29 protein-coding genes are annotated in these 24,033 nt (G+C 32.1%); 27 read left to right on the top strand and 2 right to left on the bottom strand.

Annotation, left to right across the window (positions count from 1 at the left end; translation table 11 throughout):
- Window positions 1–150: 150 nt before the first annotated feature.
- From AC3RVG_RS07695 to AC3RVG_RS07795, 21 genes are all read left to right on the top strand, one after another.
- Window positions 151–1,197 (top strand): ligand-binding sensor domain-containing protein, encoded by a 1,047-nt coding sequence (locus tag AC3RVG_RS07695; RefSeq protein WP_489690867.1) that lies wholly within the window; start codon window positions 151–153, stop codon window positions 1,195–1,197.
- A gap of 90 nt (window positions 1,198–1,287) precedes the next feature.
- On the top strand, window positions 1,288–2,397 hold the full coding sequence (locus AC3RVG_RS07700; RefSeq protein ID WP_489690868.1) for a DUF6920 family protein: 1,110 nt from the start codon (window positions 1,288–1,290) through the stop codon (window positions 2,395–2,397).
- 526 nt (window positions 2,398–2,923) lie between these two features.
- Window positions 2,924–3,454, top strand: a complete 531-nt coding sequence (locus AC3RVG_RS07705; RefSeq protein WP_489690869.1) for a YybH family protein — start codon at window positions 2,924–2,926, stop codon at window positions 3,452–3,454.
- A gap of 208 nt (window positions 3,455–3,662) precedes the next feature.
- On the top strand, window positions 3,663–3,851 hold the full coding sequence (locus AC3RVG_RS07710; RefSeq protein WP_489690870.1) for a hypothetical protein: 189 nt from the start codon (window positions 3,663–3,665) through the stop codon (window positions 3,849–3,851).
- Between the two features lie 27 nt (window positions 3,852–3,878).
- Window positions 3,879–4,121, top strand: coding sequence for a YybH family protein (locus tag AC3RVG_RS07715; RefSeq protein WP_489691206.1), 243 nt, complete (start codon window positions 3,879–3,881; stop codon window positions 4,119–4,121).
- Window positions 4,122–4,411: 290 nt separating this feature from the next.
- Entirely contained in the window at window positions 4,412–4,843 is a 432-nt protein-coding gene (locus AC3RVG_RS07720; protein ID WP_489690871.1) for a hypothetical protein, read from the top strand.
- A gap of 170 nt (window positions 4,844–5,013) precedes the next feature.
- A complete protein-coding gene (locus AC3RVG_RS07725; RefSeq protein WP_489690872.1) occupies window positions 5,014–5,700 on the top strand; it encodes a DUF4386 domain-containing protein in 687 nt (228 codons plus the stop codon).
- A 159-nt stretch (window positions 5,701–5,859) separates the two neighbouring features.
- Window positions 5,860–6,402, top strand: coding sequence for a hypothetical protein (locus AC3RVG_RS07730; protein ID WP_489690873.1), 543 nt, complete (start codon window positions 5,860–5,862; stop codon window positions 6,400–6,402).
- Between the two features lie 262 nt (window positions 6,403–6,664).
- Window positions 6,665–7,033 carry a DUF2200 domain-containing protein gene (locus tag AC3RVG_RS07735; protein WP_489690874.1) on the top strand — a complete coding sequence of 123 codons (369 nt, stop codon included), beginning with the start codon at window positions 6,665–6,667 and terminating at the stop codon, window positions 7,031–7,033.
- A gap of 14 nt (window positions 7,034–7,047) precedes the next feature.
- Window positions 7,048–7,494, top strand: coding sequence for a DUF1801 domain-containing protein (locus AC3RVG_RS07740; RefSeq protein WP_489690875.1), 447 nt, complete (start codon window positions 7,048–7,050; stop codon window positions 7,492–7,494).
- Window positions 7,495–7,668: 174 nt separating this feature from the next.
- Window positions 7,669–8,088 (top strand): hypothetical protein, encoded by a 420-nt coding sequence (locus tag AC3RVG_RS07745; RefSeq protein ID WP_489690876.1) that lies wholly within the window; start codon window positions 7,669–7,671, stop codon window positions 8,086–8,088.
- Window positions 8,089–8,395: 307 nt separating this feature from the next.
- Entirely contained in the window at window positions 8,396–9,346 is a 951-nt protein-coding gene (locus tag AC3RVG_RS07750; protein WP_489690877.1) for a nucleoside hydrolase, read from the top strand.
- 12 nt (window positions 9,347–9,358) lie between these two features.
- Window positions 9,359–10,366: a phosphotransferase gene (locus AC3RVG_RS07755; RefSeq protein WP_489690878.1), complete on the top strand. Its 1,008-nt coding sequence runs from the start codon at window positions 9,359–9,361 to the stop codon at window positions 10,364–10,366.
- A gap of 66 nt (window positions 10,367–10,432) precedes the next feature.
- Entirely contained in the window at window positions 10,433–10,831 is a 399-nt protein-coding gene (locus AC3RVG_RS07760; protein ID WP_489690879.1) for an RDD family protein, read from the top strand.
- Between the two features lie 222 nt (window positions 10,832–11,053).
- Window positions 11,054–11,587, top strand: a complete 534-nt coding sequence (locus AC3RVG_RS07765) for a hypothetical protein (protein WP_489690880.1) — start codon at window positions 11,054–11,056, stop codon at window positions 11,585–11,587.
- A 495-nt stretch (window positions 11,588–12,082) separates the two neighbouring features.
- The gene (locus AC3RVG_RS07770; RefSeq protein WP_489690881.1) at window positions 12,083–12,607 is read left to right on the top strand and encodes a hypothetical protein; all 525 of its coding nucleotides are present in this window, start codon (window positions 12,083–12,085) and stop codon (window positions 12,605–12,607) included.
- 19 nt (window positions 12,608–12,626) lie between these two features.
- Window positions 12,627–13,094, top strand: coding sequence for a hypothetical protein (locus tag AC3RVG_RS07775; RefSeq protein ID WP_489690882.1), 468 nt, complete (start codon window positions 12,627–12,629; stop codon window positions 13,092–13,094).
- 226 nt (window positions 13,095–13,320) lie between these two features.
- The gene (locus AC3RVG_RS07780) at window positions 13,321–13,857 is read left to right on the top strand and encodes a hypothetical protein (protein ID WP_489690883.1); all 537 of its coding nucleotides are present in this window, start codon (window positions 13,321–13,323) and stop codon (window positions 13,855–13,857) included.
- Window positions 13,858–13,935: 78 nt separating this feature from the next.
- Window positions 13,936–14,733 (top strand): hypothetical protein, encoded by a 798-nt coding sequence (locus AC3RVG_RS07785; protein WP_489690884.1) that lies wholly within the window; start codon window positions 13,936–13,938, stop codon window positions 14,731–14,733.
- A 155-nt stretch (window positions 14,734–14,888) separates the two neighbouring features.
- Entirely contained in the window at window positions 14,889–15,506 is a 618-nt protein-coding gene (locus AC3RVG_RS07790) for a porin family protein (RefSeq protein ID WP_489690885.1), read from the top strand.
- Between the two features lie 236 nt (window positions 15,507–15,742).
- Window positions 15,743–16,324, top strand: coding sequence for a hypothetical protein (locus AC3RVG_RS07795; RefSeq protein WP_489690886.1), 582 nt, complete (start codon window positions 15,743–15,745; stop codon window positions 16,322–16,324).
- Between the two features lie 220 nt (window positions 16,325–16,544).
- Here AC3RVG_RS07795 and AC3RVG_RS07800 read toward each other — a convergent pair whose 3' ends face one another.
- Window positions 16,545–16,820, bottom strand: coding sequence for a winged helix-turn-helix transcriptional regulator (locus AC3RVG_RS07800; RefSeq protein WP_489691207.1), 276 nt, complete (start codon window positions 16,818–16,820; stop codon window positions 16,545–16,547).
- A gap of 157 nt (window positions 16,821–16,977) precedes the next feature.
- Here AC3RVG_RS07800 and AC3RVG_RS07805 point away from each other — a divergent pair, with 157 nt between their 5' ends.
- Window positions 16,978–17,490, top strand: a complete 513-nt coding sequence (locus AC3RVG_RS07805; protein ID WP_489690887.1) for a VOC family protein — start codon at window positions 16,978–16,980, stop codon at window positions 17,488–17,490.
- A 136-nt stretch (window positions 17,491–17,626) separates the two neighbouring features.
- Here AC3RVG_RS07805 and AC3RVG_RS07810 read toward each other — a convergent pair whose 3' ends face one another.
- Entirely contained in the window at window positions 17,627–18,490 is an 864-nt protein-coding gene (locus tag AC3RVG_RS07810) for a hypothetical protein (protein WP_489690888.1), read from the bottom strand.
- 300 nt (window positions 18,491–18,790) lie between these two features.
- Between AC3RVG_RS07810 and AC3RVG_RS07815 the strand changes: the two genes are divergently transcribed.
- The 5 genes from AC3RVG_RS07815 (at window position 18,791) to AC3RVG_RS07835 (ending at window position 24,000) form a co-directional block, all read left to right on the top strand.
- Window positions 18,791–19,708, top strand: coding sequence for a DUF4240 domain-containing protein (locus AC3RVG_RS07815; protein WP_489690889.1), 918 nt, complete (start codon window positions 18,791–18,793; stop codon window positions 19,706–19,708).
- Window positions 19,709–19,847: 139 nt separating this feature from the next.
- A complete protein-coding gene (locus tag AC3RVG_RS07820) occupies window positions 19,848–20,471 on the top strand; it encodes a hypothetical protein (RefSeq protein WP_489690890.1) in 624 nt (207 codons plus the stop codon).
- Between the two features lie 265 nt (window positions 20,472–20,736).
- Window positions 20,737–21,282 (top strand): helix-turn-helix domain-containing protein, encoded by a 546-nt coding sequence (locus tag AC3RVG_RS07825; RefSeq protein ID WP_489690891.1) that lies wholly within the window; start codon window positions 20,737–20,739, stop codon window positions 21,280–21,282.
- Window positions 21,283–21,384: 102 nt separating this feature from the next.
- Window positions 21,385–22,896, top strand: a complete 1,512-nt coding sequence (locus AC3RVG_RS07830; RefSeq protein ID WP_489690892.1) for a serine hydrolase domain-containing protein — start codon at window positions 21,385–21,387, stop codon at window positions 22,894–22,896.
- Window positions 22,897–23,652: 756 nt separating this feature from the next.
- A complete protein-coding gene (locus tag AC3RVG_RS07835; protein WP_489690893.1) occupies window positions 23,653–24,000 on the top strand; it encodes a hypothetical protein in 348 nt (115 codons plus the stop codon).
- The last annotated feature ends 33 nt before the right edge of the window (window positions 24,001–24,033 follow it).

Here is a 24,033-nt window from a genome sequence, read left to right on the forward strand (position 1 = left end):
CATAAAAATGCTTAATTTTAGTAAATAGGAAAATTTTAGTTCTTTTAAACTAATTAACAAACATTGGAAAATTTCGGCTTCAACTCGCAACTTTTCATGTCCAAACCCGGTTAGTTTTAACGCTATGATGACAGTACAATTTTTAAACAGATGACAATAAAATTGAACATATTTATATTTTTCAACGCATTGATGTTATTGATATCTTGTAATGGACAGACCAATAAACAACAAGTTAAAACAGATAACATTGTAAAAGGCGATACTATAACAGAACTTGGAAGCAGTATAATGGTTGTTTATCAAGACAAAAAGAATATTTATTGGTTTGGAAGTTGGGAAACGGGAGTGTATAGATATGATGGAAAGACATTGATTAATTTTACTACCAAGCATGGTTTGCCAAACAATAGAGTTGATGAAATAAAAGAAGATAAATCTGGCAACATATACTTCACCAGTTGCCACCCAAATTCTACGATATCTAAGTTTGACGGAAATACATTTACGATATTAACTGCCATACCCAGTAATGATTGGAAACTTAAATCCACAGATATATGGTTTAAACATGCTTATCAAAATGAGAAAGTATATCGGTATGACGGTATAACTTTAAATGAATTGCAGTTACCTAAACCACCAGACCTCTATACTCCTTTTGAAATCTATAGCATTTATAAAGACAAGAAAGAAAACATTTGGTTTGGTACAAACCCTGTTGGAGTTTGCCGATACGATGGAAAATCGTTTGAATGGATTACAGAAGAAGATGTAACAGAATTTCGCAACGAGGGTGCAAACGGAGTGCGTTCAATTACGGAAGACAAAAATGGCGACTTTTGGTTCAATACCGAATATAGGTATAGTGTTTACGACAGCGCAACCTTAAAAAGCAATAAATTTTACACAAGACACGAAAGCATAGGCGGTTTAGATGGGAAAATGGACAGCGATTTGGACGAGTATCTATCAACAGTAAGAGACAACAATAATAATTTGTGGTTTGTAACCTATCGAAGTGGCGTTTGGAAATATGATGGAACGAAAATTACGCATTATGTAGTTCAAGATAATTCTAAAGACATTACTTTATTCAGCATTTACAAAGACAACAATGGCGACCTTTGGCTTGGAACACACGAAAATGGAGCATTTAAATTTAATGGGACAACATTTGAAAAATTCACCCCATGATGAACAACATAGGAGCTTCTGCTAACAAAACCTATAATCAATGGAGCCCCACGGAACGCTGCTGCTCCTAGCCAAACCGCAAAAAAAACAATGCGAATAGCCCTAACCATATTGATTGGAATACACGGAATTATCCATTTATTCGGATTTTTCAAAGCCTTTGGTATCTCTGAATTTAATGCGATTTCAGAACCTATTTCAAAAACTTATGGAATATTTTGGTTCTTGACATTTCTACTTTTTGCTATTACAATCATTTTAATGCTTGTTCATTCGGACTATTGGTGGTTAAGTGGTTTTTTGGCTGTGATTATTTCGCAGCTGTTGATTTTTAATTATTGGTCTGACGCAAAATTTGGTACAGTAGCCAATTTAATTATTCTATTGGCGACAATAATTGGTTATTCAAGTTTCAACTTTAACCATAAAATAAAAGAAGAAAGAATAAGGCTGTTTGAAAATTCGCAACTCAAAAATCAAGAGATTGTTACCGAAAAAGCAATGCTTGGCTTACCACCAATTGTTCAAACATGGTTGACTAATAGCGGAATAATAGGAAAGAAATTGATTACAAATGTGCATTTAGTTCAAGAACTACAGCTCAAAATGAAACCCGAACAAACAAGTTGGAATAATGGTACGGCAGAACAATATTTTACTATTCAACCGCCAGCGTTCAATTGGAATATTAATACTGAAATGAATTCAATTTTAAGTGTAGTAGGTAGAGACAAATTTGAAGATGGTAAAGGCGAAATGATAATTAAACTACTATCACTTATTCCAGTTGCAAATGTAAAAAATGACGAAAAGGTAAACCAAGCAACTTTGCAACGATATTTGGCTGAAATCGTTTGGTTTCCTTCAGCGGCTTTAAGTCACTACATAAAATGGGAAACTATTGATGACTATTCTGCCAGAGCCATAATGGAATATAAAGGAACCAAAGGTTCAGGCGAATTTCACTTTGATAAAGACGGGAATTTTGAAAAATTCGTAGCAATGCGCTATCAAAATTCAAATGATACCGAACCTACCGAATGGACTGTGACTGCGACTAAGACCGAAGAAAGGAATGGAATAAAAATACCTGTTGAGTGCATTGCAAGTTGGGAATTGGAGAGTGGTAAATGGACTTGGTTGAAATTAAAAATAACGGACATTCAATATAACGTGAAAGAAATGCCAGTGACCAACTAAGAACTGAGGTGAAAAACAACTAATTTCTTCATTAATTTTTGACATTATTATTCTAGGCTTACAGATTGAAAAAATAGATCTGTAGGCTTTTTTTTTGTTTTAAACACAATCAGTTTTTACTGGAAGTTTTACTCTGAGAAGTACGAGCTTGAAATCTCGAAGTGTGAAAGGCAAGGGCGTGGTGGCTTTTGTAAAACGTTTGGGTGTCAGCTAGTCTATTGATCTAATAAGCGTCTGATACATAGATGATAATAAAATTTTTTTAATATATTTGGGTTAGTGCTTAAGGCGCTATTCTCCCCCTTTTAATTTAAACCCCTGCGTAGCCTGGGACTTGGAATGCTTTAAAATTTTGTTGTAAAAATAAATAAGAATCACAGCTCATATGTGTGAGATAAACGTAATAGTTGTAAGCGAATATGCATTTGTTTACAGTATTGTAATACAACCGTGTAAACAAACTTAATATTAATAACAGGGAAGCTGAAAACTGAACAGAGTAAGCGAAAAAAATAAATTTAAAAAAATGAAACAAATCAAATTTTTAGGGGTCTTAGTTTTTTTCGCATCGATTTTATGTATCGGCTGTAAGGATACGGCTGAACCCCAAGTAACTGCAACTGAAAAAACAGAAATGACAGCTGCCGAAAAGGAAACGGCAAAAACAGAAATTTCGAATACCAATACCCAAATCGTTTCAAATTTGAATGCTCTTAATGTTGAGGCTGCAATGCAGGGATATTTTAAGGATGTTACGAGTGTGAGTGTAATGGGTGCGACTTCAGATTATCAAGCTTTGGAAAATGGCTTAAAAGAGGCATTTGGCGGTTTAAATTCATTCTCTCTGACGAAAGTAAGTGAGGATTTTCTATTTATCTCTGATACTTCTGTGCTTTGTACTTGGATAGGAACTGTTGAAGTTGAGCTTAAAACTGGTGAGCGCTTTAAGAATGACGTTCATACTGCAAGTTTACTTTATAGCAAAGTAGACAATGAATGGAAAATTGTGTACGAACACGCTTCTGAAACCCCAGCAAAGTCTGTAGCTGTAGAGTAAAAACCTCGAATAAAAAATATACTACTGCCAGCAATGTTTAAAATAATGTGGTAGTTATTGCTGAATGAAAGTCTAGGGCTATTTTGTTATAGCTAATTTTCCTTCGGAAAAGCCTCGTAAGTAAACCCGCAACTATTTTTATACATAATCGTGGGCAAAAATTAAAAAGAAAGAAAAACTAATATTGCAAACTTTTAATTCTAAAATTATGAATAGATTATCACTTTTATTCGCTTTAATTTTATTGATTTCTTGTAACCAAGAAAAAGTTGACACTGAAAAGGAAGGTCAAAAACTGATGCAATTGAGTAGAGAATGGTCTAAATCTGCTGCAACTAATAATATTGACAAAACAGTAAGTTATTGGTCTGATGATGCCATTTTTATTTCGTCTTGACAACCAACACTTGAAGGAAAACAGAGTATTAAACAAATGGTCGAGGCTATGTCTAAAGTACCTGGTTTTACGATTAGCTGGGAACCAATTAGTGTATCTGTATCAGAAAGTGGAGATATGGCATATATGATTGAAAAAAATACGATGACTATTAACGACTCCATTGGAAATCCGATTATTTCGACAGGTAGAGCAGTTACTATTTGGAAAAAAAATAAAGATGGAGAATGGAAAAATGTAGTAGAAATTGCAGCAGATGATCCGCAATAAGAAGGTTGGCAAAAATGTTTAAAATTATACGGTAGTTACTGCTTAATTAAAGGTTAGGGCTGTTTTGTTATAGCTAATTTTTCTTCGGAAAATCCTTCTATACAGAACCACATTTTATATTATAAGTAAATGTTATGCAACATTTGAAAAAGAAATAGAAACCAACATTCGCTAAAATTATAATCTCCTTCAAAAATTAAAAACCAAATTTTAATAGTATTAAATGCTATTGTGGCCTTTATCCCCATGTTTGTGTGTAATTTGAGCAACCGAACTAAAAAACAAACTGAATGGGAATATTTGGAAATCTATTTAGAAGTAAAAATTTAAAAATGACGGACTCAGATTTTGGAGAAATTAAGAGTTTTAGTACTAGCGGAAATGATGTTGGTTGGCAAGTAAATAAAAGATTTTTGAATTCTGATATTGAAATTTTAATCGCAGGAGATAAAGATGGAATATCTGAAAATCAAAAACGGATTTTAATCAATGCACTTAATAACGAAACGGTAATAAAATCTGAATCGGAAAAAGCACTTAAAGAACAATTTGAAAACGCGGAAATGGAATTTGTGTCCATTGAAGAGCATTTCGAGCTCACAGGAATATCGGTGCGCGATGAAGGATTTGAAATGGCTTTTCAGGAAAAGGAAGGACAAAACTACTTTTTCAATGTTCATTTTGAGAAGAATAAACAGGTTGGAGTTTCGATAGATGGGTAATTTAAACGTAGAAAATTATCTCGGAATTTATAAAACGAGAAAGAAAATGCAAGATTGGCAATAATTTAAAAAGAGGAATTTTATCAAATTCTAGGCAACCATTTGTAACATATATACGTCTTTATACATAGGGATACCCTCTAAATTTAGCACCAATCAAAAACACCTCTATGTATTCAAATCAAAAAGTCGGTAGAATTGCTGGCGTATTATTATTGTTCATTTTTATTTCAGGCGTCGTAATATTTCAATTTTTACAAGGCTCTGTGCTTTTTTCAGACAATTATCTTACAACCGCATCCGAAAACTCAACTCAAATCATAGGTTCAGTTGTACTCGGAATTTTTAGCGGAATAGCAACTATAGTTGTTGCAACAATGCTGTTACCGATTTTTAAAAGATATAGTATAAGCTTAGCATATTTATACCTTGCATTTTGCATTCTAAATTTTATCACCCTTATGATTGATAATGTTAGTGTGATATCTATGTTAGAATTAAGTAAAGAATTTGTGATAAATGGAAATGAAAGTTCTTCGAAAATATTAGAGACTCTCGTATATCAAAAACATTGGTGGACACACTATCTTTATCTATTAATTTCTTGCTTTCCAGTTTTTGTTTTGTACTACATATTGTACGTATCTAAGCTTGTCCCAAGAATAATTACCATTTTTGGAATAATAGCAATAGTTCTTATGTTCATTGAAGAATTATTTTCAATTTTCGGACATAGTATAAGTATGAATATGCTTCTGCCCACAGGATTAATTCAACTAATTCTTCCGCTTTGGCTAATAATAAAAGGGTTAAATTCCTCAACAATAGAAACTGAAATTAACAAACAAAATTTGTAACCGGAAAACGGCACACAATATAAAAGCATAATTGCTCTATTTTGGGCTTAAGCAAAGGTTGTTGCAAGTTTATTACGTCTGCTTTTCCTTCGGAAAATTCTCGTAAGTAAACACGCAACTTTCCATATCCTATTGTTAGGCACAATCTAAAAAATACATTTGAGAATTAAATCACATCTGCAAATTTTAATAATTTTAAGCTTATTATTTGGATGCAAGAATGATATTAAATCTGTCAGTTTTGAACTAACTTCTTCAGAAAAAGAATACAGAAAAGACAGTATAATAATGTCTAATATTTCTAATTTTCTCAGAAATAATCAAAGTTCAATCGTCAGGAATTATCACTTTCTATGTGATCCTTCTAGAATTCGTTCTTTAGGGGATTATAATGTAAACCATAAAATTGAAAACATAAATATTAGAATCGGAAAAAAAACTGTGCGGATTTCTCCAATACCTAGTTCCTTCAAAATATCTGATGGACCTTTGGCGGAATACCGAATAGAAAATGATAATTTAGGTAAGTTTACAAGTTATTTCATTGATCTCGATTTAAAAAGTGATTTGAAAATATCTGATTATAAGGCAACTTTGAGATTTATGAAAGACAGTAACGGAATTGAAAAAGTATCTTTCAAAAAAGTAATTAGTGCAACTGAAAATTATTTGATTGAAGAAAAACTGAGGAAAAATTGGTAGTAACGAAGCATAACCGCAATTTACTCGTACTTATATATTTTAATTATAGGTGCTCGTGAATCTCGCTCGCTCGCTTTGCTTCGCCAGTTCGCTGCGCTCGTGTCGCCATTTCGACTATGTCCGAATCCACCCCGCCAGAAAGACTTTGTCGGGCAGGTCGTAATTGCTACCGTCGATGCTTATCCTGAAAAATAGTAACTTTAATCCCGTAACTGACGGTTATGAGGGACCGTTGGCACCAATTAATTCAAAAACAAATAAGATGAAAGTTACTGCTGAAAAAAATGAAAAAGTCGCTAATATGATATTTGCATCTATTTATCCACTTTACTTGAATAGATTGGTGAAAAACGGAAGAACCAAGGAAGAACTAAACCAAGTAATAGAATGGTTAACTGGATTTGATGAAGGTAAATTACAAGCATTTATTGAAGAGAAAGTAACTTTTAGAACATTTTTTCAAAAAGCTAAAATACATCCTAACGCACACTTGATTAAAGGAGTGGTTTGTGGTTATCGAATTGAAGAAATAGAGGATGAATTTGAATTGTATAAACAATGCAGACGTATGGAAAAGCTCATTGATGAATTGGCGAAAGGTAGAAAGGTGGAAAAGATTTTAAGGCAATAATCAAAATAGGAATTATGGCAACAACAAAGACAACTTACACTGGGGGAAATGTAACAGATTTCATAAACTCATATGTTGACAATGAGCAGAAAAAAGCTGACAGTTTTCGTTTAATTGAATTGATGCAGGAATGGTCTAGTGCTGAACCTAAAATGTGGGGACCGACAATTATCGGATTCGACAACTACCATTACAAATATGCTAGCGGACATGAAGGCGATGCGCCAGTTCTTGGATTTTCACCTAGAAAAGCAGCATTCTCGCTCTACGTTTATTCTGATACGGAAAGAAGTAAATTATTATTAGCCGAACTCGGTAAATTCAAAATGGGGAAAGCCTGTATTTATGTAAAAAAACTTTCTGACATCAATATTTCGGTTTTAAAAGAACTCTGCATAGAATCAATTAAATACATTAACGAGAATCACGAATGTTCTTGCAGAATAAAACAAACCAATTAACGAAAGAAAGAAAAATTGGTGCTGACTACGTATTTAAAAAAATGTTTATTTTAGGCTAAACACAAGGCTGTTGCACGTTTACTACGTTTAATTTTTCTTCGGAAAATCCTCGCGCGCAAACACGCAACTATTTATTTACAAGCACGTTAGAGGTGATTTAAAAAAGGAATAGGATTGATAAAAATATATAGATATCAGAAAATAGTTCAATTGACAATTGGAACAGTATGGTTAATCGGAATTTACCTCTTTGTGGATTCTGATATTATTCGAATTGGGGTGTTAGCCTTTATTCTTTTTATCGGAATTGCACAAAATGCAAAATTGTTGACTAATATTAAAAAGAACGACGATTTATACATTTTTGAGACTTACTCAATTATAACGCAAAAAGAAGAATTCAGGATTCCTGAATCACAACTTATTGATATACTTTATAACCAAAATTCAATATTTAAATCTCACAATCTGACATTTAAATATAATGGAACTAATGGTACTGTAAGCAAAAAACTATATCTCAACGCTGAACCTTGGAGTGATTTAACCTCTGAATTAAACCGAATGAAAAAAACTATTGGCAACACAACATAACCGCAATAGTTTCGCCAGTTCGCGGCGCTCGTGTTGGATGATTTCACTGGGTCTGAATCCACCCCGCTAGAAATATTTTGTTGGACTAGTCGCAATTGCTACCGTCAATGCTTATCCTGAAAAATAGTAACATTAATCCCGTTACTGACGGTTATACGGGCCGTTAGCTTTTATTTAAAAAAATGAATCCAAAATCTGTAATGATATATAGATTTTCCCTACTCATATTCTAATTATATTTTACAATTATTGAAAATATAATTAATAACTACAGAGTTTAAAGTCCCTAAAAAACTAACTTCCTGAAATGAAATATTTATCTCTAAATATTACCGCAAAAATCAGTCTTTTCTTTATTTGTGGTCTTTTCATTTCTTGGTCGGTTGCTATAAATCCAAAGGATACTACCCAACGCTTAGATTTAATTATTGATGCTGATACAGCAAATGAAGTTGATGATGTATATGCCATTGTTAGAGCCATATTAGAACCTAAATTCAATTTATTAGCTATAAGTTCGGCTCAATTCCATACCTCTCCATTGGCTTCGGAAAACACAGTTAATGAAAGCCAACAAATTAATGAAGAAATTATTCGATTAATGAATGTGAAAGGAATTTCACTTCCGTTGGGAAGCAACACTCCTTTAAACGAGTATGGCCAAGCTGTTTCTTCCGAAGCTTCTCGTTTTATTATTGAAGCAGCACATAAAATGAAAAGCAATCAAAAATTAAATGTCGTTATTTTAGGCTCATGCACTAATGTAGCTTCTGCCATTTTAGAAGATCCTTCAATAATTCCTAAAATAAAAGTGCATTATCTTGGTTTTTGGCACACTCCAGCTACAAATGTTTATAATAAAAAAGAATTCAATTCAGGAAATGACCCTATTGCCGTAGAAGTTTTATTGAATACTAAAATGCTTGACCTTAATGTAATGACGGCTACAACTAGTCAAAAATTAGTATTTACAAAACAAGAAGTAGATATGCATTTAAAAAACAAAGAAGGCATTGCTAGTTATTTAATAAATAGGTGGGAAACTTACGATCGTTGGTGGACTAAAGATGACCCAGAAAAGGAAAAATGGACTATGTGGGATGTTGCAATTATTGAAGCTTTAGCACAACCAGAATTCTCTACAGTAGCATATTTTTTAACTCCTCCTGAAAATACGCAACGTAAAATAGGCATACACACAAATATAGATGCGGATAAAATGGCCAAGGATTTTTGGAGTATATTAATCAACTTATAACCAGCTATTTTTATGTTTATTGACCAACAAACTCCTATAGAGGAAATAAGAAAACTACTGCAAAAAATTGGTTTCTTTAATAATGAAAGTGAATACATATTCAAAGTAAGCAAACCTGGCGAAGGCAATATGAATGTGGTGTTGCGTATTGAAACTAATTTACGTTCGTTTATTTTAAAACAATCTCGCCCATTTGTTCAAAAATATAAAAATATAGAAGCTCCAATAAATCGTATTGGTGTCGAATATCAATTTTACAAGACTATTTCAAATAATGAGCTACTAAACAAACACTTCCCTAAAGTCTTAAAGTATAATGCTGACAATTATTTATTGATTTTAGAAGATTTAGGTGACTGTGAAGACATGACTAGTTTATATAAGTGTGATGATATTGGATTAAGCCAACTGGAATTACTGATTAGTATTGCTGCCAATATTCATAATTCAAAAGCACCTAAAGCTTACCCAAAAAATAAAGAGTTACGTGCATTGAACTATCAACATATTTTTGAACTTCCCTTTATAACAAATAATGGTTTTTCTTTAAATGACATCCAACCAGGGTTAGAAGCACTTTCTACACCCTACAAAAAAGACGCGCTATTGAAAGAAAAAATTAAAGAGATAGGAAGTAAATATTTATCTGATGGAACAACTTTATTGCACGGTGATTATTACCCTGGTAGTTGGATTACAAAAAACAATCATATTTATATTATCGACCCAGAATTTAGCTTTTTAGGTTTTCCTGAGTTTGATCTTGGTGTACTTGCCGCTCACTCTATTTTAATACAACAAAACAAAATGGTTTTTTCCATCATTGCGGAAACATACCCTAATGAAATAGATACTGAACTCTTAGCTCAAACAACAGGTATTGAAATTATGCGCAGATTGATTGGTTTAGCACAATTAGATGTTTCATTATCTATAAAAGAAAAAGAAAACCTATTGCAGTTAGCATATAATTTGATAATGAATCAATCTAGTAATACTACAATAAAAAACGAAAGCTAACAACGTGGTAAAATAAATTGAAACGCATTTTACACTTATCATTAGCATACATTAAAAATATTAGAAATGAATAATGAATTAATAATTGATTACGCAAGTAAGGGAACTCGTTTTGGAAACAATTTTATTGATACGATAGGATTCTACTTTGTTATTTTTTTGAATGCAATGGTTCTTGATGGCTGGTTTGGAATAATGCCTGAAGATGGTTCTGATTGGTTCATATTATATTTTTTTGTTCTATACGTCTTGTATCATTTGCTTTTTGAATATGCTTTTGGCAAAACACCAGGAAAATTTATAACAGGAACTAAGGTTATTGACTATAATGGTAATAAACCAGATTTCAAGACTTTACTTATTCGCAACCTTTGCAGATTGATTCCATTTGATGCGCTCTCTTTTTTATTATCGGATAGAGGTTGGCACGATTTAATTTCTAAGACTTATGTTATAAATACTTAAAAACGTATGCAAACAATGGCTAAAGCAAATAGGGCAGTAAGTGCTGAATCCATTGACTTATACGTGTTTGCGTAGTCCGCCAAATTTTTTTATTTCGCTTTAAAATAAAAAAGATAAAAACAAAACAAAAGACTCCGGCTAAAAGTGCAGACGGAAACGAAATGTTCACTTGCCTGACCTACTTGGCATAGCCGAACAGTTTCCACACATTTGAACTAATCAATGAAAAAAGGAATTGTAATAACAATAATTGGAATTATAATTATCGGAACTGGGTATTTCGGACTTCCAATGTTTGACTTTGCCAAAGGAGTAAAAAAAGATATCGGAAAGAGTTTTAATCCGAATTTGATACTGGTTGCTAATGACTATGAAATTGACTTAACAAATTTGGATTCTGTACGTGAAAATCTAAACGGATTTTGGATTCCTGAAAATGATGTTAGCGGAGAAAGAATATTGTGGTTGGACTTTCATAAAAAGAAAAATTCTGCGACTTGGGAAACAATACTTTATAATGAAGAAATTGAACGAACAGAAAAACTACCATTTTCTTCGTGCTCAACAATTGCTGGACTAATAAAATTGAATGGTCAAGTCCAACTAAAATTTGTTGGTTTAGGAGGTTCAGGTACAACTGAAATAGAATCTTTATCTAAAACGAGATTCAAAATAGATGGAAAGACATATTTAAGACATAAAGGTTACGATTTTTTAAAAGCTTGGAATGTTCACGGATATGATTCTGAAAAATAAAAAACCTGTTGCCAACAACGTAAATAATTAATTGTTTTGACGATTGCTTATTTGGAAAATTCCTGTATCCGAAACCGCTGAACACTTTAAAATTAGATGGTATAAGAAAAAGAACGGTGTCGAAACTGATGGATTTACAAATGATATTCCTTACAATATCAACGAAGTCAATCCATTCTCATATGAATATTAGTATAATAATTAAACTAGCAGCACCCCTCTGGCACAAACTTACCGCCTGTTTCTTCGCTGCTACTTGCCCCCAAACTTTCTAATCCCTACCCTCTAGTTGTCCTTTTAAAATAATATCCTATATTTGAAATTAAGCTTTGTGCTTTTTTCTCCCCACTTATTAAAAACTCGTGCGCCGGCTTAGGCTTGCTGGAGGTTTGGTATGTTTTAAAATTTATAAATAAAAATAATAGCGCATATGTGCGGGATATACGTAATAGTTATGGGGTATATGTGCATGTTGTAAAACATTTGACAAAACCAATGAACACAGATAAAACAAACGAATTTTATCATATTAAATTTGGTTCTCGTGGAGAAGGAATCTATTATAATCTGAATGGAAAGGAATTTGGTTTTGATTCAACTTGGATTGGTGGAATAAATATTTGTTTGAGAGATTTAAGCGATACTAATTTGAATGAAAACCAAAAGACTAAAATGTTTATGGAAATTATTCAATTCGTAAATCAAAAAGACATCGAAAAACCAACAATCTCTTACAATGCTGACGAAAAAGATTCGGAATTATGGAAGAAGCTAACAGCTGAGTTCAGTTCACAAATTAAGAACGTTGTAATTACCAATAATGAAAAAGCAAATGAAACTTGGTACAATAGTATGAAAGCCGATTTAGAAACTGGATTGGCTGAAATGAATATTCAAGGATTGAAATTAAAAACGGTTAAGGATTTAGACAAACATTGGAATAAAATAAAGTTTACGAAAGAAGGAGAATTAAACGAAAAAATTACTTTTTGGGACAGATTAAAAGCAAAACTGAGTTAAACACATTTTATAATTTAATATGGAGTTTTTAAATAATGAAGAAAAAATAGGCGACTTGATAAATAAATATAATGATTTAGAATTATTGATAAATCATGTTATTGCTCAATACTTTTCGCCAAGTAAAAATGAAAAAGATTTCCATAAAATATTATTAAATGGAACAGTAATAGGAATGGGACAAAAAATCAAAATTTTGGCCAATATGGAAGATTTTGATAGTGATAAATCTATTCACAATTTAGGCGAAATATCAAGAATCAGAAACGCAGTTGTTCATAATAATCCTTACGTATATATTGACCCAAAACGGAATATAGATAAAGAAGGCTTTAACTATAAAGTCGTTAGACAAATTGACGTGATGAACTCTTCAGGAAAAATAAAGACTAAAGATTTTGACGTTGAATATAGCAGATTTATAGAATTAATTGAATTTGTTGTTCCATATATACAAGGCTATAATTTAAGTAAAGCTGATATTTAAAAGAAAAAACGTTTTACAACACCGTATATAAAAAATAGCGCGAGTCGTTGCGAACACAATGGTTCGGGCATTTTTAGGAAGTAGCCAAATTTTTAAATTTGACAAATTCCCAAAAATAAAATAATTAGTGAAATTTAAAAATTCGGCTTGTATTTCATCCGAAAATTCTCGCTTATTTTCAGCGCTACTTTTCATATACAAGACCGTAATCCATTAAAAATAGAACGTGAAGGAATTTTTAATAAAAATAAGTCTGCTTGAACATTTGACAACCGAAATTGAAATTCAGAAAAGTGAATTTATTTCAAATTTCAAGAAGCACGTAGATGAAGGAGGTACAGGAATTTTTTCTGATACTTTTGATGTTTTTTCGTCAAGCAAGAATGAATACAAAGGGCAAGTTGGATATGACGGATTCAAAATAAAAAGAAGAAGAAAATTGTTTGACACACATATGAACTTCGCAGTAGCAACTGGAACTTATAGACAGAAAAGTGAAAAGTTAGTAATTGAGACTGAAATCAATGGATTTAGTGGAATGATGATTCCCTTTTATTTATTCGTAATTGTCTTTTATACCATCTTTATTGGAGCATTTTTTATGGCTGATAATTTTGAAGGAAATGGAGCTGGATTTGCCCTACCATTTATTTTTATTCACGCTGCATTTATGTTTGGAATACCATACTTTATAATGAGGAGAAGCACCAGGAGAATGAAGCACGACTTAGATCGTGAATTTTATTATATGACAAAAAAATAACGGCTTACAATAAGGTTATAGTGCATACCCTTCGGAATACGCACAATGCACATAACCGTAACCTACAAGCAGAAAAAAATGATTGAAACAGAATTGAAAACAGAAAACAATACAAAAGGCATAAAGCTGTATTCCTCCAAAGCAATAGGTGGAGCAACATTTTTAGGAGGACCGCTTGCTGCAGGATATTTAATTGGAGAGAATTATAAAGCAATAGATAAACCTACAGAAGGTCGAAATGCTTTGATACTAGGAGTAGTTTCTACGGTAGTCCTTTTTGGAGGGCTATTTATGATTCCTGAAAATATAATTGACAAAATTCCTCAACAAATTATACCACTTATCTACACCGGAATTATTTGGGGAATCGTTGAGTGGAAGCAAGGCGATATTCTTAAAGCTCATAAAGAAAATAATAATACATTTTTTTCTGGTTGGAGAGCGGCTGGAATAGGATTTATTGCTTTAATAATTCTCGGAATTGGAATATTTGGCTATGTATATCTCTCCACAGATAACGAGTTGTATGATAAATATGACACAGAATTTGCTCGATTTTCAATAAACGAAAATGAAACTTTAGTCTTTTACGATAATTTAAATTCGGGAACCAAGTATTCATTACTTAAAGAATTGGATGAAAAAACGATTCCAAAATGGAAGGAAAATATTGAGATTATTAATAAAACAAATCATTTCGAAGATTTACCTTCCGAACTAATTAAACAAAACGAAATTTTATTAAAATATTCAGAACTTAGAATTCAAGCATTTGAGTTATTCAGAAAGGCAATTAAAGAGGATACAGATATATATGCCGAACAATTGGAGCAAATACATATGCAGATTGATAGCGAACTTCAAAAACTGAATTGATAAAAACTAGCAGTTAACACATTGCCAGCTTGGAATCCCGAAGTGTCGGGACTGCAGATTTTAAAAACCAGTTTATATCTGGAGAGGTTCGTGCCGATACGCGTTACAGCTCATGAAAATAAGCGTTGCAAACAATTTAAAAACAAAATAAAAAAATGAAAAAAACCACATTACTAATCGGAATAATGACTCTGCTAATAAACTTCAATGCGGTATCCCAAAATGAATCAATCGAATTCGGATTAAAAGCGGGTTTGAATTATTCCAGTTTAATTATCGATACTAATATTCCGGCAGAGGCAAATTCCAAAATTGGATTTCACCTTGGCGGATTTTTAAGTATTGGATTAACAGATAATTTAAGACTAAAACCTGAATTACTTTTTTCTACACAAAATGCGGAAATAGAATATTCCGAAAATATTAATATAGACGATCCAAATAACCCTTCTTTTGGGAACAGCTTTAAAGCGGAGATTAAAGAAAGCTTAATACTAGTACCAATTATGATTGATTATTATTTGAACGACAACTTTGATTTGGAAATTGGGCCGCAACTTGGATATGTCGTTAACCAAGATGTATCAGATAATGACGATGAATTTAATTATGGAAATGGCGATTATGACAAGTTCGAAATTGCTATGAATTTAGGTGCAGGTTATAGTTTCAAAGAAAATTTCAGAATTGGAATTAGATACAACTACGGAATTACAAAAAGAGATGACAACAGAAGTTCAGTTCTTCAACTTGGATTGAGTTATACGCTGTAAAAAAAACTGTTTACAACAGTTCATTGCCACAATGTACCTGCTTGTTTATTTCAAATAGATTTAAAAAATGAATAGAAAAGGAGCAATTGCTATCACCTTATAAAATTAATTGCTAGTGCAAGACTACTCACGAATCCCGAAGCGTTGGGACTTGCAGATTTTCTATTCGGTTTGTATTTGCTAAATTGGTCGCTGAAACGAGTAACGAAATCATACACAAACACGTTCTACGCAATTTGAAAAATTTACTTAAAATACTAATTCTGACCTTGATTTTGGCTTCTTGTAAAAAGGGGACTGAAAACAAAACGGAAATACCTAAATCTAACTTTAATCTCAAAACGGATTTAACCGATTTTAAGAAAAAAATGACTGAATTGGACACAATTAAAATCTGGTTTGACCATTCTGTTTGTACTTATGAAGGAGCTGAACGAATTGAAATCACAAAAGAATCCGATTTAATAAAAATTCGAACAGAATTTAAAGAAGATACTTTCGAAGAAAATCCTGAATGGAAAGTTGTTTACGAAAAGAGAATACCGATTACTGATACAATATGGAAAATTGAGGAATTCTTTAACCGGAATATTGAACGACAGAAATCTGAAGAAAAAGAATACGGAATTCTTCAAGTTTCGCACAACGGAATTAAAGTTCATTATTTCACAAAAGGTTTAGTAGACTTAAATAGGTTTTTGGCTGATTACTATGAAACTATGAAAAGGTTATTTCCCGAAAATAAGAATGATATTTATGGAGTTGAAATTGTCGAAATAGACAATATGAATGACATAGAAATAAAAGAAACTGAATAGAAAACTACGTAGAATAGTGCATAACCGCAATGTGCTTTGCCAGTTCGCTGCGCTCGCGTTGGCAGATTGGACTGCTCTTGAATCCACTCAGCCAATGAGACTTTGTTGGGCTGGTATCAATTTCTAACACCTGTGCTTATCCGAAAAAGAGTAATTTTAATTCAATAACTGATGGATATACGAAACCGGAGCCACCTAGTTTATAATCGAGCATATTTAATTATTTCGGGCTATCTTCCAAACCCCATTTATCCAAACTTCTTAAAATTTCCTCAAGCGATTTCCCTCTAGTGCTTAATCTGTATTCCACTTTAGGAGGAACTACAGGATAAACTTTTCTAGAAATAAGGCCATCTTTTTCTAAATCTCTTACTGTTTGGGTAAACATTTTATTTGAAATCCCTAGAATTTTCTTTTGTAATATTCCTGAACGCAAATCGCCTTCCAATAAATGAAATAGAATTAAAGGTTTCCATTTAGTGCCTATTAAATTCATTGTGTAGTGTAATGGACAACTGTTATCTTTATTCAAAATATCAACTTTATATTATTGATTATCATAATTTTACTCGTTTTGGTAACTATACTACTTTTTAGTAAGTTATTGCCGATTAGGCAAATATAGTTTAATTTTGCATTTTAAAATATAACTCATGACAACAAATAAAAATTATCCAAAATCATTTTCGCATATCGGATTAACAGTCCCGAATATAAAAGAAGCAGTAAAATTCTATTCAGAAATAATGGGCTGGTATATAATTATGAAGCCTTCAAAGGTTAAAAAGGAAAAGGAAACTGCAATTGGACAAATGTGCATTGATGTTTTTGGAGAGGATTGGGAGGAATTCGAAATTGCTCATTTATCAACTTCAGACGGCATTGGAATTGAATTATTTTCTTTTCCGAATGGAATTAAAGAAGCGCCAGAATTTAATCCTTTCAATACGGGTCTATTTCATTTTTGTGTACAAGACCCAAATATTGAAGAACTCATTGATAAAATACTGTTTTATGGAGGAAAACAAAGAATGCCAATCCGGGAATACTATCCGAATAACAAGCCTTTCAAAATGTGCTATGTTGAAGATCCATTTGGAATTGTATTCGAAATCTACACACATAGTTATGAGCTGACATATTCTTCAGGCGCTTATTCAAAATAAAAACCATTACTTTGTTTTGCAAAGCAATGATCTCTCTAACAAATAACCTAGATTTAACTAAGCGAAAAATATAAACTAACGGCTTTGCATTGCTCCGAAACGCACTTGGTCGCTTCTTCGCTGAACAACAAAACGCCTACTTTAATAATCTTTTAGCCGCTTCTTGGGTTGCTTCAAAATGTGCTTTGTTTTTCATATAAAAATTGGCGTAAATGGTTTCGTAGGTTTCAGAATTACAAGAATATTTATATTTAAACGCGATATAAAATCTATTTCCACCTGTTCCATATTGTCCGGTTAGAATAGCCTTTGTTTCTTTCTGACCATAATTGCAAGTTCCATTTTGGGGAATGTTCATTTTTATAAACATTTGGTTGTCTTGGGTAAAAAATTCTATTGAAGAATAGGTATAACTGGTGGTTCCCGTAATATTAAAAGAATAAGATGGGTCTTGAAAGTTGATTCTAGCAGATCTAATACCTTTGTTCAATGCCGTCGCCAAATCATCTACATTGTTAAATTTATACTCGGAGTTATCTGTGGTAGATGCAGTGGTAGAGGTCGTTACAGTGCTTTCTGGTATTTGTAAATTTTCTTCGGCTACTTCCCAAACATATCTTATTCCCGCATAATCTCCACTTCTAATTAGAAAATAAATATTGTAACCACGATATTCAAAATCGAAAACTTCTTGCGTGCCTTCGTGAGACATGATTGCTATTTTCCCATTAGAAATTTTATAATCGTATCTCGTTTTGGTGACTTCATTCTCTCCTTTTTTGTAGTAATATACTTTTCCACTGGGTGAAAAAGCCATATAAGTACTTTGATATTCTTTCGGAACAGTATAAAATTGAGTTTTAGACTCATACCTGCGAAGAAACCACTTGTTTTTGCATATTTTTTCTATCGTTTCTTTTTCAGTTAATGTTTGAGCATCTATGTTTTGGCTGCTCATAGTAAATAAAATCAACAAAAAAGTGACCAATATATTTCTCATTATTTTAAGTTTTTAAAATTGCATCAGTAATTAGTTCTTGTTTGTACAAAAGAGATATGTATATAATCAATTAAACTATAAGCAGAATATTAGTTAATATTCAATCAAAGTTACAACAAAATCTAATCTGGTTAACATAAATACTAGTTGCGACACAATGATTTTTACCTTTATTTTAAAAAAATAATATTCTTAAAAAATATTCTATTTTTACCTAAACCGAAACTTATAGAAACCTTAGTATAATCAGATATCGCACGCTCTTCATATACTAACCGTCAGCCATAATTAAACCAAAAAATGAACGAATTAGCTAATATTGGAAAAAATAGAACAATACTAATTTCAATAAGTATTTTGTTAGTTTCCATTCACACAATATATTTTTATCATTCCGTAAGATCAGAAATTGAGTCACTAAAGCTTATCCAACAAATAATAAGATTTTCATTGACTATCGCACTTTTAATAATGGTTTATAAAGGAAAGAATTGGGCGAAAGTTGTTTCAATAGTTTTATTTTCAATTGCGCTTTTAGGTGCATTAGTTGGTTTAGGAACTTTAGATACACCCATCGTAAATAAAGTCCCTTTATTAGTTATGACTTCTGTCTATTCAATGGCTATTTATCATTTTGGTTTTGCTAAAAGCTTTAAAGCGTTTTTTAAATTTCAAAATGGAGAAACTACAGAATCAATTTCAGATTCTAAAGAAATAATGGAATCTGAAAAGTTTTGGAAAATTATTGAGATTACAAAATCTGAAAGCTCTGGAGATTATGAAAAACAACAAGCTCAACTTGAAAAAGAATTGCTGAAACTTACAGCAAACGAAGTTTTGGAATTTGACAATACCTTTAGAACATTAAGAGGAGAAATTTATAATTGGGATTTTTGGGCTGCTGCATATATAATAAATGGAGGATGCTCTGATGACTGTTTCTCTGATTTTCGAGGGTGGTTAATTGGGCAAGGCAAATCCATATTTGAAAGTGCAATTCAAAATATTGAAACACTTGCAGAACTCAATGAAACAAATGGTGGCGATTGGGAAGGTTTGAGTTATGTGCCAACGAATGTTTATGAAAAAAAGACTGGAAATGATATGCCCCTGGGAATTCAAGAGAATTTTGAAATTACTGGAGAAGAATGGGAAGAAGACGAAAACGATTTAAAAAGTAAGTTTTCAAAACTATGGGCGAAATTTAGAACGGAATAAAAAGTTGTTAGTTATAGCTAGAACAATAGTTAGTTGCGCGTTTACTAGTTGTTGATTTTCCAGCTGAAAACTCTCGCACAGCATTCCGCACTATTTTTAAAAATAAACGTTAGCAAAACATTACAGAAAAACACTAATTATGAATAAAGTTATTACTATTATTTTTAGTTTCATTTCAATTTTTTATTCCTGTTCACAGGAGTCACAAAAGGAGAGTCTAATTTTTACTGGAAATTCAATTGAAGATGCAATCGAATTTGAAACAAGTATTAATTCAAAAATTGGAGAAAATTATGCGACGATAGTATTATCTCCTGAACTTTATCCATTTGTAGATAAATACGAACTAAATAATCCAAAACAAATTTCAAGAGTTTTACCTATAAACCTACCTGCCAATGTTGAATATTACTATGATAAAAATTCTCGAGAAATAAAGTATACCTCTTATAAATGGGATTTTTTAAACAAGGTTGACGATAATACCCTCTTTGACAAGAAAAAACTGCAAGAATTAGTTGAAAAAGAATGTGGTGAACTCGAAACTTATTCTAAATTATTTTCAGAATTGGAAAAAATAATTAGTGATAGGTACGCTGAAGGAAAAAAATCTGTTTTAGAAAACAAACCAAAAAACAAATTAATAGAGTGGGAAAATGAACGTTCAATAGGAATTTTAAAATTAGAATTTCAAGATTGTAGTGTTAATGAAAATTTACTGCCTGGGTGGTTTATTGTTAGTTATATAGAGTATTCAAAATGATAATTTGACAATTTTAATACAGATGAAACTTTTACAATTAATTAAAATCGTTTGCCAACAATGACTATAAGTAGCTGTGTGTTCTCTCAAATTTTTAACGAAACAGAACGAAAATAATAAAACGAACAATATATTAATAATGCTAAGAATTGTACCCAACATTTATTCGAACCACATAAAGGCTAGCAAACATTTTTCTACTGAATTTTTAGAAATAGACTTAGCAAGGCGTAACCAACTACTATACTAAAGAAACATTTAAAAATTGAATAAAATTTTATACCACCGAGAAAAACTAAATCTCACGCAAGAGGAGTTGGCAGCAAGGGCAGGAGTGTCTGCACGAACTATTCAGCGAATTGAAAAAGGTGCAGAACTAAAAGGACATTCGTTAAGACTTTTGGCAAAGGCATTGGCGGTTTCTGAAGATGATTTAAAAGAAAACGAACCGAGTGTAGAAAATGATACTATAAACTACCAGCTCGTAAAACTAATTAATCTCTCTTCGGTTTTAGGCGTAATTTTTCCGCCAATCAATATTTTGCTTCCTTGGGTAATTATGAAGGTTCGAAAACAAGAAAATGAAATAACCAAGCAAATAGTTTCACTTCAAATTTTATATACCATCGTTGCTTTTTTCACAATTGGATTAACGCCATTTATTAGCAGGTGGTTTGGAGTTACAAAACAGCTTGTATTAATTTCAATGATCACTTTTGTGGTGCTTAATGTGTTTATAATTATTAGAAACACTATAGCGTTAGACAAAAAACAAAAGCTTTGTATTAAGCTAAACTTCAGTATTTTATAAATATTGTCAGCTCATTGTCGCATTATTGTCGTGTAATATTATGTTGTTTTTTTCAAAATCCTAAAGAGATTTGTGCTTTCCATATTTTAATCGAAACTACAAATGAAATCGCACAAATTAATTTTCGCATTACTATTCGTTATTACATCTAACCTTGGTTTAGCACAAGTAGAAAAAACTTCAGCCTTATTTATAGCGCTTAAAAAAGCCGATAGCCTTACGTTTATTGAAGGCTTTAATAAGTGCAATTTCGAAGCACTAAAACAGGTGCTTCATGAAGATTTGGAGTTTCTTCACGACAAAGGAGGCGCACAAGATTTAGCGCAATTTTATGAAGTCTTCTCCCAGAATATCTGTGGTGATTCTAATTACAAACCCATCCGGAAATTAGTAGATGAAACCCTTGAGGTATTTCCCTTAGAAAATAATGGGGTGTTGTATGGCGCTGTGCAAACCGGAGATCATAAATTCTACATTAAAGAACCTAATAAGGAAATCTATATTACCGGAAAAGCAAAATTTATTACTACTTGGATTTTAGTTAACGGTGAATGGAAAGCCAAGAGAATTATAAGTTATGACCATCATGCCGTAGACAAAGAATACGGTCCCAAGTTTAACGCTGATTATGCACTCAAACTTTTTGACAATGACGTAGAAATAGAAAAATTACTTCAAAAACATAAAATACCTTCTATTGCAATAGGCTTAATTAGAAATGGTGAACTTCAACAAATACGAACTTTTGGCAATAAAAAAATAGGAGAGCCCATTGCTAATAATAGTATTTATAAGGTTGCTTCTCTAACCAAGCCTATTGTTGCATTTTTAGTATTAAAACTGATTGATGAAGGCAGTTGGAGTTTGGATGAGCCTGTAGTAAATTACTTTATAGATGAAGATATAAAGAGCAGTAAATATTTAAACAAATTAACAACAAGGCATATTTTATCGCATCAATCAGGTTTTCCTAATTGGAGGTATTTGGAAGATGACACCAAATTATCCTTTCAATTTGAACCTGGAACAAAGTGGCAATATTCTGGAGAAGGCTTTGAATACTTGCGAAAAGCGATCGAAAAAAAGTTTGCTCGTCCTTTTGAAGAAATCGCGCAAGAAAAATTATTTAATCCGCTTGGGATGAATAACACCTATTTTTATTGGTCAGACAAGATTGATGAAAATCTATATGCAGTTGAACACGATGAGAATGGCAAGCTATTAGATTATAAAAAATATACCAATGCCAATGCCGCTGGCAACTTACTGACAACAGTTGAAGACTACTCTAAATTCTTGGTTCATATTTTAAACGGAGCTGGATTATCAGAAAAGTTATATTCTGAATTTTTAAAAATTCAAGCACACGAAAAGGAGGGGATAGATTGGAGTTTAGGAATGCAAATGCTGCCCAATTTACCAAATAATGAAACTGCATTTATGCATACCGGCGGCGATTATGGCACCAAAACTTTAGCTATAGTTTTGAAGAACTCAAAACAAGGGTTGGTATTATTTTCAAATTCAGAAAACGGAATGGTTTTATGGCATAAAGTTATTTCTGAGTATTTTGGGGAAATAGGCGAAGAGATTGTTCGTAGAAATTTAGATTAGATATATTGTTCAAAGTTTTCGGCTCAAAGAAGACAGCTTATTGCGCTTTAAAAAAAATTAAAACTATATTTATTCTTCAAAATTTAATAACAAAGTTTTAATGGTATTAAATACTAATGTGGCGTTTTTCCACATGTTGCCTGCCATTAAAAAGATAAATCATTAAAGGACAAATCCCCTTCTCCCCACACAATTTTTCGAGCAATTAATCGGATTCTCAAAACATAGCGGAATCGTGTAAAAAGCCTTCCAATCAATACGCAAGCAGGGCGGAATCGGTTCGATGCCTTGAGCAACAGAGCGGAGCAACGCCGAAATTTTAGCCAGATTGCGGAATAATATTGGAAACAGCGAACAGCAACGTCAGGCAACATCGGCTATAAGCAATGCTGGGTTTGTGTTTAATCCAAAAGCAATTGTATATTTACGAGGTCGCCAAAACTTTTTGGCGAAATGAAATTTTAAAGAACAAAAATTTTGGCTTGCAGCAAAACCGAAAATCATTCTATTTTTGGCGCACTGCTCATAGCCGGACCGTTAACTACAATTTGATAAGAATGTAAAATGAATTTTAATGAGTTCTGTGAAAATCACCAAATTGGTACGCTAAAAATGAATCCAGATACTAAAATTATCAGTCTTCATTTTTCACCTAAAGAAATAAAAAATTGATTTAAATTAAAAGCAATTATAAATGCCGAGAATAGAGGTTTAGTTCTTTCACACTCAAATTCTCTATAAATTTAAAACCTACCAATGATTGAAATTAGCAAAAAACAAATCTTCTATTTTATTGGTATTGGAGCATTTATAATGGCATCGCTTTTGGGATTTACATATTTTGCCCGCATTGTAATTCGCGATATACAAATTTGGTTAAATCAGGAGCCACTTCTAAATTATTGGATTACAGAATTTTTACTGTTTGTAGTTTATATTTTACTTGGTATAATCGCACTTCGTTCCATAAAATTTCAGAGATTATTCACAGATAATAAATTAGGTAAGTTATTTATCATTTGGATAACTGCTTTTCTAGTCTCCCAGGTTCTGCAGTATTACTATACTATTGTGGCGTTTTTCCACATGTTGCGGTCATTTTAGATTACTCATAGAATATAGAACCCATTATATTAT

It is taken from the genome of Aequorivita sp. IT1282, from assembly GCF_058068205.1.

Coding starts and splice junctions, on each gene's coding strand:
- AC3RVG_RS07695 (WP_489690867.1), top strand. CDS start 151: ATGACAATAAAATTGAACATATTTATATTTTTCAACGCATTGATGTTA.
- AC3RVG_RS07700 (WP_489690868.1), top strand. CDS start 1,288: ATGCGAATAGCCCTAACCATATTGATTGGAATACACGGAATTATCCAT.
- AC3RVG_RS07705 (WP_489690869.1), top strand. CDS start 2,924: ATGAAACAAATCAAATTTTTAGGGGTCTTAGTTTTTTTCGCATCGATT.
- AC3RVG_RS07710 (WP_489690870.1), top strand. CDS start 3,663: ATGAATAGATTATCACTTTTATTCGCTTTAATTTTATTGATTTCTTGT.
- AC3RVG_RS07720 (WP_489690871.1), top strand. CDS start 4,412: ATGGGAATATTTGGAAATCTATTTAGAAGTAAAAATTTAAAAATGACG.
- AC3RVG_RS07725 (WP_489690872.1), top strand. CDS start 5,014: ATGTATTCAAATCAAAAAGTCGGTAGAATTGCTGGCGTATTATTATTG.
- AC3RVG_RS07735 (WP_489690874.1), top strand. CDS start 6,665: ATGAAAGTTACTGCTGAAAAAAATGAAAAAGTCGCTAATATGATATTT.
- AC3RVG_RS07740 (WP_489690875.1), top strand. CDS start 7,048: ATGGCAACAACAAAGACAACTTACACTGGGGGAAATGTAACAGATTTC.
- AC3RVG_RS07750 (WP_489690877.1), top strand. CDS start 8,396: ATGAAATATTTATCTCTAAATATTACCGCAAAAATCAGTCTTTTCTTT.
- AC3RVG_RS07755 (WP_489690878.1), top strand. CDS start 9,359: ATGTTTATTGACCAACAAACTCCTATAGAGGAAATAAGAAAACTACTG.
- AC3RVG_RS07760 (WP_489690879.1), top strand. CDS start 10,433: ATGAATAATGAATTAATAATTGATTACGCAAGTAAGGGAACTCGTTTT.
- AC3RVG_RS07765 (WP_489690880.1), top strand. CDS start 11,054: ATGAAAAAAGGAATTGTAATAACAATAATTGGAATTATAATTATCGGA.
- AC3RVG_RS07770 (WP_489690881.1), top strand. CDS start 12,083: ATGAACACAGATAAAACAAACGAATTTTATCATATTAAATTTGGTTCT.
- AC3RVG_RS07775 (WP_489690882.1), top strand. CDS start 12,627: ATGGAGTTTTTAAATAATGAAGAAAAAATAGGCGACTTGATAAATAAA.
- AC3RVG_RS07785 (WP_489690884.1), top strand. CDS start 13,936: ATGATTGAAACAGAATTGAAAACAGAAAACAATACAAAAGGCATAAAG.
- AC3RVG_RS07790 (WP_489690885.1), top strand. CDS start 14,889: ATGAAAAAAACCACATTACTAATCGGAATAATGACTCTGCTAATAAAC.
- AC3RVG_RS07800 (WP_489691207.1), bottom strand. CDS start 16,820: ATGAATTTAATAGGCACTAAATGGAAACCTTTAATTCTATTTCATTTA.
- AC3RVG_RS07805 (WP_489690887.1), top strand. CDS start 16,978: ATGACAACAAATAAAAATTATCCAAAATCATTTTCGCATATCGGATTA.
- AC3RVG_RS07810 (WP_489690888.1), bottom strand. CDS start 18,490: ATGAGAAATATATTGGTCACTTTTTTGTTGATTTTATTTACTATGAGC.
- AC3RVG_RS07815 (WP_489690889.1), top strand. CDS start 18,791: ATGAACGAATTAGCTAATATTGGAAAAAATAGAACAATACTAATTTCA.
- AC3RVG_RS07820 (WP_489690890.1), top strand. CDS start 19,848: ATGAATAAAGTTATTACTATTATTTTTAGTTTCATTTCAATTTTTTAT.
- AC3RVG_RS07830 (WP_489690892.1), top strand. CDS start 21,385: ATGAAATCGCACAAATTAATTTTCGCATTACTATTCGTTATTACATCT.
- AC3RVG_RS07835 (WP_489690893.1), top strand. CDS start 23,653: ATGATTGAAATTAGCAAAAAACAAATCTTCTATTTTATTGGTATTGGA.